We start from the raw sequence: 15,102 nt of genomic DNA, 5'->3' as shown, positions 1-15,102 counted from the left end.
CATCTGAACTCCCTGTACCCCTACAATCGTTTTGTGATTATATCAAAAACACTTAGTATTTTTTTTACTTTCCACAAATAAAACCATGTAAAATTTTGAATTTCAAAGCATTAAATCACTTTAAGAGAAATATTCCCCGATCTAAATGGGTCATTACAAAATAAATTCTAACTTTATGACCTCATTTATATCTTATGGAAAAGGAAGTACACGAACAATACGAGTATGCCAGAAGAAGAATCAGACAAAAGAAGGTCCTTTATTTTCATTTTGTACTTTTTATTCTAGGAAGTTTATTTTTATTTATCGCCAATCGATTCTTTGGTCTCGGAGCCACCAGCGGACAAGATTGGTGTATTTGGGCCATAACAATCTGGCTTTTTATCTTTATTCTGCATTTTATAAAAGTATACATCACAGATCGGTTCATGAACAAAAAATGGGAAAGAGAACAAATTGATCGGCTTGTTGCTTTGCAACAAAAGAGAATTAGTCAGTTAGAATCTAAAGTAAATGAAGATTCTGAAAATAAAATTTAGTTTAGAATGCCATGATTATAATGATAGCGGCTGTTGCCGAAAATAACGCACTGGGAAAGAACAATGATTTAGTTTGGCATTTACCAAATGATTTTAAAAGATTTAAATCGCTTACTACCAACCATCATATTATTATGGGAAGAAAAACCTTTGAAAGCTTCCCTAAACCTTTACCAAACAGAGTACACGTTGTAATAACACGTCAAAATGATTATCAACCGGAAGGCTGTATTGTTGTTGATTCTATCGAAAAAGCGATAGCCGTATGTCCTGAAAACGAAGACTCCTATATTATTGGAGGCGGTGAAATCTACAATCTTGGTTTGCCCTATACCGATATTATTGAAGTTACCAAAGTTCATCATACTTTTGAAGCAGATACTTTCTTTCCTATAATCAATGAAACAGAATGGCAGCTTGTAGAATCAGAAGAAAACTTTAAAGACGAAAAACATCTTTACGATTATACTTATAAAACGTATATCAGAAAATAAAAAAACATCCTCTTTTGGAGGATGTTTTTCAAAAATGATTGATCTTCTAAATGGACTCACTCAGGAAATAGTTTTGATAAAATAACAAATATTAAGAATAACATTTGAAATAATTGAATAACACTGTTTGTTGAGATATAATCTCAAGGGACGCCTTTAACAACAAATACCACTAAGATATTAAAGGCAAATTTCCAAAAACAAATTTAATCCTAAGAACGTATTTCACACTTTTAAAAAATAGAGTATTGACCCCAAAGCAACACTTCTTTAACTTCTTTCCTGACAAACTTAAGCACAAGTGCAAAAATAATACTCAGTTACTTTAAGCCATTTGTAACGATCAATCTTTTAAACTTCATCATTATTACTATGACAAAAGTGCATATAAATCCATCGTTCCACAATACCCACTTTTAGTGATTTTTTCAAAGTAACCATTTTTGGTGATGCTAAAAAATTTGACATTCAACATCAATTAAACCCTTACTTTTAAAACATTTAAAGCACAAAATAAAAAACCCAATACAGTTAAGACAGATTGTATTATATTTGCGTAAATTAAAATAATGTCTGAAAAAATAACTCCATATAAAGACTCTTCTTTAGGTAAAAAAGAGCAAGTTGCCCAAATGTTTGACAACATCTCCGGTAACTATGATAATTTAAATCGTGTGATCTCATTTGGAATTGACACCAAGTGGCGAAAAAAAGTACTCAAAATTGTTTCGGATACAAAACCAAAAATCATTCTTGATATTGCAACCGGAACCGGTGATCTTGCCATATTAATGTCGCAGACCAATGCTGAAAAAATTATCGGTTTAGATATTTCGGCTGGTATGCTTGAAGTGGGAAAGAAAAAAGTTCAGGCAAAAGGATTATCCAATACTATAGATTTAGTTTTGGGAGATTCTGAGAAAATTCCTTTTGAAGACAATTATTTCGATGCTATAACGGTTGGATTTGGCGTTCGAAATTTCGAAAACCTGGAAAAAGGATTTGCGGAAATTCTAAGGGTTTTAAAACCAAATGGAGTTTTTGTAATTCTGGAAACCTCTGTTCCTGACAAAACACCATACAAACAAGGCTATAAATTTTACAGCAAAAACATCCTTCCCATTATTGGAAAACTCTTTTCTAAAGACAATTCAGCCTATGGTTATTTATCTGAATCTGCTGCAGTTTTTCCTTACGGAGAAGCTCTGAACAATATTTTAAGAAAAATTGGGTTTATAGATGTTGTAGCAATGCCTCAAACTTTTGGTGTTGCAACCATTTATTCTGCCTCTAAAAAATAGTATGAAAAAAATTGTAGTCTTACTTCTATTAGTCTTATCGACGCAAGGATATTCGCAATTTGCTAAAAGCATGTTCAGCAAAGATCCTATCATTAATCTTGAAAACTGGCAAAAACAACGCCTGTATTTCGGTTATTACCTTGGGTTTAACAGTTTTGACTTTAAGTTTGACTACAAATCTCCTGGTCCTGATGTTCAGACAAAAAAGACTACCGGTTTTAATGTTGGTGTTGTAGCCGATTTAAGATTACAGGAATACATTAATCTTCGTTTTGAACCGGGATTGTACTATACCAAACGTGACTTGTATTACCCTAATTTGCCTTTGCAAAAAGACTATCTTAGAGAAGTAAACAGTACGTATATCCACTTTCCTTTACTCTTAAAATTCTCGGCATTGCGTACCGGAAACATTCGTCCTTATTTAGTTGGCGGAATGTCTTCGACACTTAACCTATCCAGCAATGCTAAATCAAAAGACGACAACTTCGAAGGAAAATTCAGAGTAAAACAATGGACTGCCGCTTATGAGCTAGGTTTTGGAATAGACATTTTCTCTGAATATTTTATCTTCTCTCCTTCTATTCGAGGAATGTTTGGAATTTCAGACGAATTAATTCGTGATAATCCGGCAAACGGACCTAGCCCTTGGACTGACAATATTGATTCTATGAAATCAAGAGCTATTTTAATAAATTTTACTTTTCATTAAAACAAATACTTAACTATTTCGTTTAAATTCACTAAGAATAATTGCTGTTGCGGTAGCTACATTTAAACTTTCTGTTTTTTGCAGCTCTCCAAATCTTGGAATGGTAAGTCGGCTTGTAACCATTTTTTCAATTTCCGATGAAATCCCATTGGCTTCATTGCCCATGATAATGATTCCATCCTGAGGAAGATCGGTTTTATAGATGTTTTCGCCGTCCATAAAAGTTCCAAATACAGCTAATTTTGTTTGAGCTATAAACGTTTCGAGATCAACATAATTAACATTTACTCTGGTAATAGAACCCATGGTAGCCTGCACCACCTTTGGATTGTAAATATCGACGGTTTCTTTTGAACAAACAATTTGCTTGATCCCAAACCAGTCACAAAGGCGCAAAATGGTTCCTAAATTTCCAGGATCACGAATATCGTCTAAAGCTAAAATTAAGCCCGAATCGATTATTTTATTTTCGGCAGGAATTTTAAAAACAGCCAAACAGGAATTAGGAGTAGATAAAGCACTTATTTTTTTAAGTTCCTGCTCATAAATTAAAGTTCGCTTTGAAGAATGAACCTCTTCAAAATCATTTAGAGTCGTGTATAAATGCTCTAGTTCAAAATTGGATTGCAACAATTCTTGAATTACTTTTACTCCCTCGGCGAAAAACAATTGATTTGCAAAACGTTGCTTTTTTTGATGTAACCCTGAGATAAGCTTTATTTGGTTTTTACTAACCATAAAATAATGTACTTTTGAATTAAATATTTAAGAACACTTGAAAAAGAATTCCACAAAAATAATAGCATTTATCCTAATAGCAATATTTATTTGCGCTTGTAATGCTGTAAAAAGAGTTCCTGATGGAAAAAACCTTCTTGTTAAAAATACTATTCTTGTAAATGGCAAGTCAACTAACGACGAAACTGCTTTCAATCAAATGTACCAAAAACCGAATGGTACCCTATTAGGATATCGTCTTCGTCTGAATTTATATAACCTTGCCAATTTAAATCCGGATTCAACCTATAAAGCTAAATTCAAAAACAATCCGGGTTTGTACGAACGCCAGTCGAAACTTTTATCTGCAAAACAAGTTGATCGTCTGGGACAATCCTTTTTGTACAAAGGTATTCATGAATTTCTGAAAAGCACCGGTGAAGCTCCGGTAATTATTGATACTGCAAAAACAAAGAAAACACTCCTTCGTCTAAAATATTATTATTTCAACAGTGGTTATTTTAAAGTTGCAACAGATTATAATATTGACAGTGTTGGAAGAAAAAAAGCCAAGATAAACTACAATATTACAACCGGACCTGCTTATACTTTAGACACTATCAAAACGAAAATAATGACTCCTGCATTAGACTCGTTATACAAAGTTAATCCTGACCCTTCGGTTTTAAAATCAGGAAAACAATATAAAACCGTAGATTTTGAAGAAGAAAAAAATCGCCTTACGACCTACTTCAGAAACCACGGAGCCTATTATTTTCAGCCTACTTATGTGACTTTTGATATTGATACTATTGGCAAAAAAGACAAAGCCAATGTAACTTTGATTGTAAACAACAATAACATCCAGGGAAGAGATTCAAGCAGAACAGAACCTTTCAAACTGTACAAAATTAGTGATGTCAACATCTACACTGATTATTCTGCAACAAATGCAAAAAATAAAATCACAGACAGCACCACCTACAACAACTTTAATCTATACAGTTATAAAAAACTAAAATACAGACCACGAGCCATTACCGATGCGGTTTTTATCACTAAGGGAAGTACTTTTTCAGACACCAGAACTACTCTTTCCTCAAGATATCTGAACAATCTGAAAATTTTCAATTATCCGTCTATTCAGTATACAGTCGACAAACGCGACTCAACTGCGCAGTCCTTAATTGCTAATGTCTATCTTACTCCAAGAAAAAAATACAGCTTTGGAGCTACTTTTGACGTTACACATTCTAACATTCAGGATTTTGGTATTGGAGCAAGTATTTCCGAAACTATTCGTAACGTTTTTAACAGAGCCGAAACTTTGGAAATCTCTACTCGATTAAATTTAGGGTCATCCAGAGATATGGCGAACCCCAACAACAATTTCTTCAACGTTTCTGAATATGGTCTCGATTTGAAACTAAATTTCCCAAGAATCTTACTGCCTTTTGGAACAGAAAAAATTATTCCAAAAAGAATGATTCCTTCCACCAGCGTTGCTGCAGGTTTCTCTAAACAAAGAAATATTGGACTGGACAAAGAAAATTTCACAGGAGGAATCGCTTACAACTGGTCTCCTAAACGAGGGAATACGGCAAAACTTGAACTCCTTAATGCACAATTCGTACGAAATTTAAATCCGGATAACTACTTTAACGTTTATAGAACATCTTATAGAGAATTAAACAATATTGGTACGATATACAATAAAAATGAGGATTATTATAACAGTCCGGACGATCGAAACCTAAGCATTCCCAAAGGAACTACAGGGTTTACCAATGATGTATTGTCCCCCAACTCTACTTTAGTCCTTCCAGATCAGGACTATAAAGATGTAAAAAGCATTGAAGAAAGAAGAATTCGTCTAACCGAGAATGACTTTATTCTGGCCACAAGCTATACTTTTACCAAAACCACAAAAAAAGATCTTGCCGATAATACATTCTATCAGTTTAAAACCAAAATAGAATCAGCCGGTACTTTGCTATCAGCTATTTCAAACATTGGGAATTTTCAAAAAAATGACAAAGGCAATTATGAAATTTTTAATCTGGAATATTCAGAATACATCAAAACTGAATTTGATTATATCAAACACTGGGATTTTGGAAAAGAAAAAGTACTGGCCGTAAGAACCTTTTTCGGAATTGCGGTTCCATTTGGAAATTCAAATTATATCCCGTTTTCACGAAGTTATTATGCAGGAGGTTCAAACGACAACCGCGCATGGCAGCCCTATTCTTTGGGTCCCGGAAGCACAAATGCCGCAAATGATTTCAACGAGGCCAATATGAAAATAGCAATGAGTGCCGAACTTCGTTTTAAAATTTTTGGTGCCGTTAAAGGAGCCATCTTTGCAGACGCCGGAAATATCTGGAATGTGCTCGATAATGTGATTGATGAGAAAGCAAAATTCTCTGGCGTAAACGATTTAGCTGAAATTGCACTGGGTACAGGATTTGGTTTACGCTACGATTTAAGCTTTTTTGTTATCCGTTTAGATATGGGCTTTAAGACCTATAACCCAGCACATGAGAAGGGAGATCGCTGGTTTAAAGAATACAATTTTGGGCACTCGGTTTTAAATTTTGGAATAAATTATCCATTCTAATGCTAATTAATTCTTATTTTTGCAACCTAAAAACTAAAAACAACTAAAAAAAATTACAATGGCACACAATATTAAACCGGGAGTAGCTACAGGAGATCAGGTTCAGGAGATCTTTAATTATGCGAAAGAAAAAGGATTTGCATTACCTGCAGTAAATGTTACTGGTTCAAGCACAATCAATGGAGTTCTTGAAACTGCAGCAAAATTAAATGCACCGGTTATCATTCAATTTTCAAACGGAGGAGCACAATTTAACGCTGGAAAAGGATTATCTAATGCAGGTGAAAAAGCAGCAATCGCTGGTGGAATCGCCGGAGCAAAACATATTCATACTTTGGCAGAAGCTTACGGAGCAACTGTAATTCTTCATACTGACCACTGTGCAAAAAAATTATTACCTTGGATTGATGGTTTATTAGATGCTTCTGAAAAACATTTTGCAGAAACAGGAAAACCATTATACAGTTCTCACATGATTGACTTATCTGAGGAGCCAATCGAAGAAAACATCGAAATCTGCAAAGAATATTTGGCAAGAATGAGCAAAATGGGAATGACATTAGAAATCGAACTTGGTATTACAGGTGGTGAAGAAGATGGTGTTGACAACTCTGACGTTGACAGTTCAAAATTATACACTCAGCCAGAAGAAGTTGCTTATGCTTATGAAGAATTATCTAAAATAAGCCCTAAATTTACAATTGCTGCTGCTTTTGGAAACGTTCACGGTGTTTACAAACCAGGAAACGTAAAATTGACTCCAAAAATCTTAAAAAATTCTCAGGATTTCGTTCAAAACAAATTCAACACGGGTCATAATCCGGTAGATTTTGTTTTCCACGGAGGTTCAGGTTCTACACTTGAAGAAATCAGAGAAGCAATTGGATACGGAGTAATCAAAATGAATATCGATACCGATTTACAATTTGCATATACAGAAGGAATTCGTGATTATATGGTTAAAAACATTGACTATTTAAAAACTCAAATTGGTAACCCGGAAGGTGCTGATGTTCCGAACAAAAAATATTATGACCCAAGAAAATGGGTACGTGAAAGCGAAGTAACGTTCAATACAAGACTTGAGCAAGCTTTTGCAGACTTGAATAACGTAAATACATTATAATAAAAAAGTTGAAAGTTTCAGGTTTCAAGTTTCAGGTTTCGCAACTTGAAACCTGAAACCTGAAACAAAAAAAATACTCAATATGGCTTGGTTTAAAAGACAGGAAAAAGGGATTACGACCGCTACAGAAGATAAGATGGACGTTCCGAAAGGATTGTGGTACAAATCTCCAACAGGAAAAATTATTGATGCTGACGAATTAGCCCGAAACTTATTTGTAAGCCCTGAAGATGATTTTCATGTTCGAATTGGAAGCGCAACCTATTTTGAAATTTTATTTGACAATAATGAGTTTGTTGAATTAGATAAAAACATGACTTCTAAAGATCCTCTGCATTTTGTGGATACAAAAAAATATGCAGAACGACTGAAAGACGTTATGGAAAAAACCCATCTGAAAGACGCTGTGCGTACCGGAGTGGGAAAATCTAAAGGAAAAGAACTTGTAATTTGTTGTATGGATTTTGCCTTTATCGGTGGATCTATGGGAGCTGTTGTAGGTGAAAAAATTGCCAGAGGTATTGATCACGCTATCAAAAACAAACTGCCTTTTGTAATGATTTCTAAATCTGGTGGAGCTCGTATGATGGAAGCTGCTTATTCTTTAATGCAATTAGCAAAAACATCTGTGAAATTAGCGCAATTAGCAGAAGCTAAATTACCTTACATCTCTCTTTGTACAGATCCAACAACCGGAGGAACAACTGCATCATACGCTATGTTAGGAGATATCAACATTTCTGAGCCAGGCGCATTGATTGGTTTCGCTGGTCCGCGTGTAGTTCGTGACACCACCGGAAAAGATTTACCGGAAGGTTTCCAAACTGCTGAGTTCTTATTAGAGCACGGTTTCCTTGACTTTATCACGCCAAGAAAAGAATTGAAAGACAAAATCAACTTGTACATCGATTTGATTCAGAATAACGATATTAGATAGTTTTTAAACTTCTAAATCATACCAAATCCCAAGAAATTGCTTCTTGGGATTTTTTTATTTTTATAACCAACAAAATATACCGTTCCTCCGGAACTCACCGATGTATAATTGACCATATTCAACGGAATGAATTCCGTTGCTACCGATATTTCATTCCTACGGAATTTTTATCGATGTACCCAAACCAATCCTAACTTCGACGCGATAAACTACCGACGTTTCATTCCTGCGGAATTTTTATCAGTGTGTAACTTCAACATGATAAATCATATTCTTATCAATATTTCATTTTTACGGAATTTTCTTAACTAACAATTTTAATAGCAACTAATTAATACTTGTCTGAAAAATTGTATTTTTGCTCTACATACATCAATCTATTATAATAGCTTTAACCCAAACGAACTATTAAAAATGTATCTCACAATAATTGATGTGTTTTTTACCAAATGCCATTTTTATTAAAGCTTTATAAATATCTTTGAATTATGAGTACAGCAACAAAACCAAATCACATAGGACGAAAAATTAGTCGTATTCGTGAACTTAAAGACATGAAGCAGGAAGCTTTGGCTCAGGCTTTAGGAACCTCCCAGCAAACCGTATCCACAATAGAGAATAGCGAAACCATAGATGATGCAAAACTTGCAGAAGTAGCAAAAGCACTTGGCGTAAGTGTTGAGGCTATAAAAAACTTTAACGAAGAAAACATGATCAGTTATTTTAATAATTTTTACGATAATAGCACTAGCAATGGCGTAAATGGAATATTCAGTCCAAGCCATTGTTCCTTTAATCCAATAGACAAAGTAGTGGAACTTTTTGAGCGTTTAGTCCAAGCTGAAAAAGAAAAAGTTGAGTATTTAGAAAAATTACTGAAAGAAAAATAAGCCCTTTCAAAAATATATTTGTTCCTCAAAATCTAACTTTAAAACCATATTCTTATGAAAAAGATTGTTTTTCTAGCACTAATTACGTTAGCTTCACTTTCCATTCAGGCACAAACGTCAAAAGAACTTATTGGAAAATGGCAACTGATAAGACTTACCAAAAACGGGAAAGAAAAAGATATAAAAGAAAAATTCAAGAGTGATCAGGTATTTCAGGTTTTCCAGGAAGATCAAAAATTTACAGGAATTGTGGGAGACAAAAACACCAACGGCAAATGGAAACTTTCAAAAAAGAACGATGTTTTAACCGTTACTGTTAATTTAATTCCTGTAAAATTCCAGATTGATTACTTCGATAGCAAAAAGCGAGTTATTACTAACGATCAGATAGGAACGCTAGAATACAAAAAAGTAGACAACTAATATCTTAAAAACTGAAAGTCTTTAGACATTAAGGAATACTAAAATTTATACCAAATCTTCAAAATAAAAAACTCTTCGAGCCTTGCGTTTAAATCTTAACCGCAAGGCTCGCAAAGTTTACAGAAAGAAAAAAACCTTTGAACCTTTGCCTCTCTGAACCTTAAAAAAAACTACTTCAAAGAAGCCATATCAATTACAAAACGATACTTCACATCGCTTTTATTCATTCGGTCGTAAGCCTCATTAATATACCCCATATCGATAATCTCAACATCTGAAGTAATATTATGCTCGGCGCAGTAATCCAGCATTTCCTGAGTTTCTCTGATTCCTCCAATCAAGCTCCCAATAATGCTTCTTCTTTTCATGATTAAAGTAAAAACAGGAATTTCGGCAGGTGCCGGCGGAGCGCCTACTACGATCATGGTTCCGTTTGTCGTTAACAAATTCAGATAGGCATTATGATCGTGTTTGGCAGAAACTGTATTCAGAATAAAATCGAAACTATTGGCAAGCGATTCCATTGTTTCCGGATTTGAGGTTAAAGCAAAATGATGTGCGCCTAACTTTTTAGCATCGGCTTCTTTTGAAGGAGAGTGGCTTAACATTGTAACTTCGGCACCAAAAGAAACTGCGAATTTCACAGCCATATGACCTAATCCCCCAAGCCCTAAAACTCCAACTTTATGCCCTTTACCTACTTTTAAATAACGCAAAGGCGAATAAGTTGTAATTCCGGCGCATAATAACGGAGCAACTCCTTTGATATCGAGTTTTTCAGAAACGTGAAGCGTATAACTTTCATCTACAATAATACTGGTTGAATATCCTCCCTTGGTCGGAATATCCGTTCCTCTCTCTACACCATTGTAAGTTCCGGTCATTCCTTCATCACAAAATTGCTCTTCGCCGGATTGACAGCTTGGACAGACTCTGCAGGAATCTACAAAGCACCCCACTCCTGCCAGCTCTCCAATTTTAAACTTAGAAACTTCGCTTCCAACAGCAACAATTCGGCCTACAATTTCGTGACCGGGAACTAAAGGGTAATTTACGGGCCCCCAATCCCCTTTTGCGGTATGAATATCGGAATGGCATACACCACTGTACAAAATTTCTATCTGAACCTGATGGACACCTACTTCTTTTCTTTCAAACGTGTAGGGTTTTAACGGATTAACAGCATCATAGGCTGCATAAGCTTTAACTGGTATCATCGTATCGCTTTTTAAGTTAGGGTATTAAAATTACGATAAAATTCAACAGCTGAGCTAAAATAATAACGGTTAAAAATTGATTTTTTAGCAGAATGCCTACATCCCGGTTCGAATGGCTTCAACCGGATCCAGATTTGCAGCGGAGATTGCCGGCAATATTCCCGAAATTAAACCGATAAATGCGGCGAGAGTGGTTCCTAAAATTATATTCCCGAAACTAAGAACAAATTCAAAATCAAGGACTTTTGTTAAGACCAGTGCAATTCCCCAAACCATCACCAAACCTATTATTCCACCAATAACAGAAAGAATTACTGCTTCAAACAAAAACTGAAATAAAATAAATCGGTTTTTAGCGCCCAGTGATTTCTGAATTCCGATTAAATTGGTTCTTTCTTTTACAGATACAAACATAATATTGGCAATTCCAAAACCACCTACCAAAAGAGAAAATCCACTGATAATCCATCCCACAACATTCATCTGTCCTAAAATTCCATCTATAAAATCGGTAAATCCGGAAAGTACATTAATAAAGAAATTATCTATTTCTCCGGCTTTCATACCACGAATAGCTCTTATTTTTTGTGCCACCTGTGCCTTATAAGCATCCATATCTATCCCTTTTACAGGCTTCACAACAATTACAGGTGTCATGGCATCACTATCACCATACATTCGGCGTAAAAAATTAGCCGGCAAATAAACCGATGTATCATTACTGTCTCCAAAAAAACCTGCTCCTTGTTTTGCAATTACACCAATTACATTAAAACGTTGTCCGTACAAACGGATACTTTTCCCAATGGGATCACTTGTACCGAAAAGCCCTTCAGCAATTTCGTAACCCAAAACAATAACAGCCGCACCGGAATTCGACTCAGATTCGGTATAAAATCTCCCTTTATCAAAACTTACCCCTTCAATATTTACAATTTCATTCGACGAAGGAATAATATTTACATCACTTACGGTTTTTGAATCGTATTTTAAACTTTCGTGTTTCACAAAAAGCTGATACGCCACCTGATCCGTATTGGTCAATGAATTTTTCAGCCCTACATACTCATCATATTTCACATTTGGAAACTGATCTCTTTTCCATTGTGGAATTTCAGAAGGTCCAAAACTAAACTTCATTAAATAAATTGTATTTTTATCTAAGCTACTCAAATCTTTAGAAATTTTACGATCTAAAGAATCGACCGCCGCCAAAACAGCAATAATCGAAAAAATTCCGATCGTAACCCCTAATAACGACAACAACGTTCGCAGTTTATTATTTCGCAGCGCATTTACGGCAAAACCCAAACTTTCTTTTAATAATCTTAGATAAACAAGCATATAGTCGTATTTTTCAATAAAGTAAAATTCAATAATTTAAAATCAAAAACCTAATAAAAGTTAACTTACTCATCAGTAGATTTTTTTAGCATAATGTTACATTAATTTTCTTTAAAATAATATATAAAAAAACTACTTTTGCAGTCTCAAAAATCATAACTACACGATGAGCACAACTAAAACAATACAATCGGCATTAATCTCTGTTTTTTCAAAAGACGGTTTAGAGCCAATCGTTAGAAAATTACACGAACAAAACGTAACACTTTACTCGACCGGAGGAACCGAAGATTTCATAAAAAACCTTGGTATTCCTGTTGTTCCTGTTGAAGACATTACTTCTTTCCCTGAAATTCTTGGAGGAAGAGTAAAAACACTTCACCCGAAAATCTTTGGTGGAATTTTGAACCGTCAGGATAACGAAAGTGACGTTCAGCAGATGAAAGAATTTGATATTCCTCAGATTGATTTAGTAATCGTTGATTTGTATCCGTTCGAAAAAACAGTTGCCTCAGGTGCAAGTGAGCAGGATATTATTGAAAAAATTGACATTGGCGGAATTTCTTTGATCCGTGCCGGTGCAAAAAATTTCAAAGACACTGTAATTGTTGCTTCGGTAAACGAATACAGCCTGCTTTTAGATTTGATTACAGCGCAAAATGGAGCCACTACTCTTGAAAACAGAAGATTACTGGCTACCAAAGCATTCCACGTATCCTCTCACTACGACGGAGCTATTTTTAACTATTTCAACACTGACGAAACCATTTACAAAGAAAGTATTGCAGATGGTCAGGTTTTAAGATACGGTGAAAACCCTCATCAAAAAGGATTCTTCTTTGGCGATTTTGATGCTATGTTCAAAAAAGTTCACGGAAAAGAATTATCATACAACAACTTATTAGATGTTGATGCTGCAGTAAACTTAATTAATGAGTTCAAAACTGACGGCCCAACATTTGCCATTTTAAAACACAATAACGCTTGTGGTTTAGCTTCTAGAAAAACAATTAGTGAGGCTTATTTAGCAGCGCTGGCTTGTGATCCAACATCTGCTTTTGGTGGAGTTTTGATTGCAAATACTAAAATTGATGTTGCAACAGCAGAAGAAATCAATAAATTGTTCTGTGAAGTAGTAATCGCTCCAAGTTATGACGAAGAGGCAATTACAATACTACAAGAAAAGAAAAACAGAATCATTTTAATTCAAAATGAAGTTGAATTACCAACAAGACAAGTAAGAACATGTCTTAACGGATTGTTAATTCAGGACAGAAATAATATTACAGATACTAAAGAGCATTTAAAAACCGTTACTATTACTGAGCCTACAGCTGAAGAAATAGAAGATTTGATATTTGCTTCAAAAATTTGTAAAAACACCAAATCAAATACAATCGTATTTGCTAAAAACGGAACATTAATTTCGTCAGGAACAGGTCAGACTTCAAGAGTTGACGCTTTAGTTCAGGCAGTTGACAAAGCAAAAGCTTTTGGATTTGATTTAACCGGTGCTTCGATGGCAAGTGATGCATTTTTTCCATTTCCGGATTGTGTAGAATTAGCCAAAAAAGCAGGAATAACTGCTGTTATTCAGCCAGGAGGCTCAATAAAAGACGAATTAAGCATAAATTATTGCAATGAAAACAATCTTGCAATGGTATTTACGGGAACACGTCATTTTAAACATTAATTTGTTTAACTTTGTTCAAAATAATTTATAACATTTTAAACCCCTAAAAAACTTATGGGATTTTTTGATTTCATGACCGAGGATATTGCGATAGACCTTGGTACCGCAAACACTTTAATCATACATAATGATAAAGTTGTTATTGATAGTCCATCGATCGTTGCACGTGATAGAATATCAGGCAAAATCATTGCTGTTGGTAAGGAAGCCAATATGATGCAAGGTAAAACGCATGAAAACATCAAGACCATAAGGCCTTTGAAAGACGGTGTAATTGCTGATTTTGATGCTTCGGAAAAGATGATCAACATGTTTATCAAAAGTATTCCGGCATTAAAAAAACGCATGTTCACTCCGGCTTTAAGAATGGTGGTTTGTATTCCATCCGGTATTACCGAAGTGGAGATGAGAGCGGTAAAAGAATCTTGTGAGAGAGTAAACGGAAAAGAAGTTTACTTAATTCACGAACCAATGGCAGCAGCAATTGGTATTGGTATCGATATCATGCAGCCAAAAGGAAACATGATTGTTGATATTGGAGGTGGTACTACAGAAATTGCCGTTATCGCACTAGGTGGAATTGTGTGTGACAAATCTGTAAAAATTGCAGGTGACGTTTTCACAAATGATATTGTTTATTACATGCGTACGCAACACAACCTTTTTGTTGGAGAAAGTACTGCAGAGAAAATAAAAATTCAAATTGGTGCCGCAATCGAAGATTTAGACGGACCACCGGAAGATATGTCTGTTCAGGGTAGAGACTTACTTACAGGGAAACCAAAACAAGTAGATGTTTCTTACCGTGAAATTGCAAAAGCACTTGACAAATCGATTCAGCGTATTGAAGATGCGGTAATGGAAACATTATCTCAGACTCCGCCGGAATTAGCAGCCGATATTTACAACACAGGTATCTATTTAGCTGGTGGTGGATCGATGTTAAGAGGTCTTGACAAACGTATTTCGCAAAAAACAGATTTACCAGTTTATATTGCTGAAGACCCATTAAGAGCTGTTGTTCGTGGAACCGGAATGGCACTTAAAAACATTACAAAGTTCAAAAGTATCTTAATCAAATAAGATCCA

General features: G+C 34.9%; 14 protein-coding genes. 11 read left to right on the top strand and 3 right to left on the bottom strand.

The genetic code is table 11. From position 1 onward, the window contains the following. The first annotated feature begins 194 nt into the window (after nt 1-194). From M4I44_RS07200 to M4I44_RS07185, 4 genes are all read left to right on the top strand, one after another. Nucleotides 195-539 (top strand): 2TM domain-containing protein, encoded by a 345-nt coding sequence (locus M4I44_RS07200; protein WP_249966914.1) that lies wholly within the window; start codon nt 195-197, stop codon nt 537-539. Between the two features lie 11 nt (nt 540-550). Beyond that, nucleotides 551-1,033, top strand: coding sequence for a dihydrofolate reductase (locus M4I44_RS07195; RefSeq protein ID WP_249966913.1), 483 nt, complete (start codon nt 551-553; stop codon nt 1,031-1,033). A gap of 569 nt (nt 1,034-1,602) precedes the next feature. Continuing rightward, nucleotides 1,603-2,334 (top strand): bifunctional demethylmenaquinone methyltransferase/2-methoxy-6-polyprenyl-1,4-benzoquinol methylase UbiE, encoded by a 732-nt coding sequence (gene ubiE / locus M4I44_RS07190; RefSeq protein ID WP_017498368.1) that lies wholly within the window; start codon nt 1,603-1,605, stop codon nt 2,332-2,334. A gap of 1 nt (nt 2,335) precedes the next feature. Beyond that, nucleotides 2,336-3,046 carry a porin family protein gene (locus tag M4I44_RS07185; RefSeq protein ID WP_026110181.1) on the top strand — a complete coding sequence of 237 codons (711 nt, stop codon included), beginning with the start codon at nt 2,336-2,338 and terminating at the stop codon, nt 3,044-3,046. Between the two features lie 9 nt (nt 3,047-3,055). Here the strand turns inward: M4I44_RS07185 and M4I44_RS07180 are convergent, their stop codons facing one another. Beyond that, nucleotides 3,056-3,784 carry an RNA methyltransferase gene (locus M4I44_RS07180; RefSeq protein ID WP_017498370.1) on the bottom strand — a complete coding sequence of 243 codons (729 nt, stop codon included), beginning with the start codon at nt 3,782-3,784 and terminating at the stop codon, nt 3,056-3,058. Nucleotides 3,785-3,821: 37 nt separating this feature from the next. Here M4I44_RS07180 and M4I44_RS07175 point away from each other — a divergent pair, with 37 nt between their 5' ends. From M4I44_RS07175 to M4I44_RS07155, 5 genes are all read left to right on the top strand, one after another. Then, nucleotides 3,822-6,383 carry a BamA/TamA family outer membrane protein gene (locus tag M4I44_RS07175; RefSeq protein WP_249966912.1) on the top strand — a complete coding sequence of 854 codons (2,562 nt, stop codon included), beginning with the start codon at nt 3,822-3,824 and terminating at the stop codon, nt 6,381-6,383. 58 nt (nt 6,384-6,441) lie between these two features. Continuing rightward, complete coding sequence (gene fbaA / locus M4I44_RS07170; protein ID WP_017498372.1) at nt 6,442-7,509, top strand: class II fructose-bisphosphate aldolase; 1,068 nt, start codon at nt 6,442-6,444, stop codon at nt 7,507-7,509. A gap of 82 nt (nt 7,510-7,591) precedes the next feature. After that, nucleotides 7,592-8,446 carry an acetyl-CoA carboxylase, carboxyltransferase subunit beta gene (accD, locus tag M4I44_RS07165; RefSeq protein WP_017498373.1) on the top strand — a complete coding sequence of 285 codons (855 nt, stop codon included), beginning with the start codon at nt 7,592-7,594 and terminating at the stop codon, nt 8,444-8,446. A 488-nt stretch (nt 8,447-8,934) separates the two neighbouring features. Continuing rightward, nucleotides 8,935-9,336, top strand: coding sequence for a helix-turn-helix domain-containing protein (locus M4I44_RS07160; RefSeq protein ID WP_017498374.1), 402 nt, complete (start codon nt 8,935-8,937; stop codon nt 9,334-9,336). 54 nt (nt 9,337-9,390) lie between these two features. Continuing rightward, entirely contained in the window at nt 9,391-9,759 is a 369-nt protein-coding gene (locus tag M4I44_RS07155) for a DUF5004 domain-containing protein (RefSeq protein WP_017498375.1), read from the top strand. Between the two features lie 170 nt (nt 9,760-9,929). Here M4I44_RS07155 and M4I44_RS07150 read toward each other — a convergent pair whose 3' ends face one another. Beyond that, nucleotides 9,930-10,976, bottom strand: a complete 1,047-nt coding sequence (locus M4I44_RS07150) for an NAD(P)-dependent alcohol dehydrogenase (protein WP_249966911.1) — start codon at nt 10,974-10,976, stop codon at nt 9,930-9,932. Nucleotides 10,977-11,072: 96 nt separating this feature from the next. Then, on the bottom strand, nt 11,073-12,320 hold the full coding sequence (locus M4I44_RS07145) for an ABC transporter permease (protein ID WP_249966910.1): 1,248 nt from the start codon (nt 12,318-12,320) through the stop codon (nt 11,073-11,075). A gap of 166 nt (nt 12,321-12,486) precedes the next feature. Between M4I44_RS07145 and purH the strand changes: the two genes are divergently transcribed. Next, nucleotides 12,487-14,013 carry a bifunctional phosphoribosylaminoimidazolecarboxamide formyltransferase/IMP cyclohydrolase gene (gene purH, locus M4I44_RS07140; RefSeq protein WP_249966909.1) on the top strand — a complete coding sequence of 509 codons (1,527 nt, stop codon included), beginning with the start codon at nt 12,487-12,489 and terminating at the stop codon, nt 14,011-14,013. 54 nt (nt 14,014-14,067) lie between these two features. Beyond that, nucleotides 14,068-15,096, top strand: a complete 1,029-nt coding sequence (locus M4I44_RS07135) for a rod shape-determining protein (RefSeq protein ID WP_017498379.1) — start codon at nt 14,068-14,070, stop codon at nt 15,094-15,096. The last annotated feature ends 6 nt before the right edge of the window (nt 15,097-15,102 follow it).

Origin of the sequence: Flavobacterium sp. B183, assembly GCF_023539155.1 — a bacterium.
Classification (GTDB): domain Bacteria; phylum Bacteroidota; class Bacteroidia; order Flavobacteriales; family Flavobacteriaceae; genus Flavobacterium; species Flavobacterium tructae.
This window is presented reverse-complemented; position numbering and strand designations above follow the sequence as displayed.

Excerpts from the sequence above, each read along its gene's own strand:
- M4I44_RS07200 (WP_249966914.1), top strand. The coding sequence starts at position 195 with ATGGAAAAGGAAGTACACGAACAATACGAGTATGCCAGAAGAAGAATC.
- M4I44_RS07195 (WP_249966913.1), top strand. The coding sequence starts at position 551 with ATGATTATAATGATAGCGGCTGTTGCCGAAAATAACGCACTGGGAAAG.
- ubiE (WP_017498368.1), top strand. The coding sequence starts at position 1,603 with ATGTCTGAAAAAATAACTCCATATAAAGACTCTTCTTTAGGTAAAAAA.
- M4I44_RS07185 (WP_026110181.1), top strand. The coding sequence starts at position 2,336 with ATGAAAAAAATTGTAGTCTTACTTCTATTAGTCTTATCGACGCAAGGA.
- M4I44_RS07180 (WP_017498370.1), bottom strand. The coding sequence starts at position 3,784 with ATGGTTAGTAAAAACCAAATAAAGCTTATCTCAGGGTTACATCAAAAA.
- fbaA (WP_017498372.1), top strand. The coding sequence starts at position 6,442 with ATGGCACACAATATTAAACCGGGAGTAGCTACAGGAGATCAGGTTCAG.
- accD (WP_017498373.1), top strand. The coding sequence starts at position 7,592 with ATGGCTTGGTTTAAAAGACAGGAAAAAGGGATTACGACCGCTACAGAA.
- M4I44_RS07160 (WP_017498374.1), top strand. The coding sequence starts at position 8,935 with ATGAGTACAGCAACAAAACCAAATCACATAGGACGAAAAATTAGTCGT.
- M4I44_RS07155 (WP_017498375.1), top strand. The coding sequence starts at position 9,391 with ATGAAAAAGATTGTTTTTCTAGCACTAATTACGTTAGCTTCACTTTCC.
- M4I44_RS07150 (WP_249966911.1), bottom strand. The coding sequence starts at position 10,976 with ATGATACCAGTTAAAGCTTATGCAGCCTATGATGCTGTTAATCCGTTA.
- M4I44_RS07145 (WP_249966910.1), bottom strand. The coding sequence starts at position 12,320 with ATGCTTGTTTATCTAAGATTATTAAAAGAAAGTTTGGGTTTTGCCGTA.
- purH (WP_249966909.1), top strand. The coding sequence starts at position 12,487 with ATGAGCACAACTAAAACAATACAATCGGCATTAATCTCTGTTTTTTCA.
- M4I44_RS07135 (WP_017498379.1), top strand. The coding sequence starts at position 14,068 with ATGGGATTTTTTGATTTCATGACCGAGGATATTGCGATAGACCTTGGT.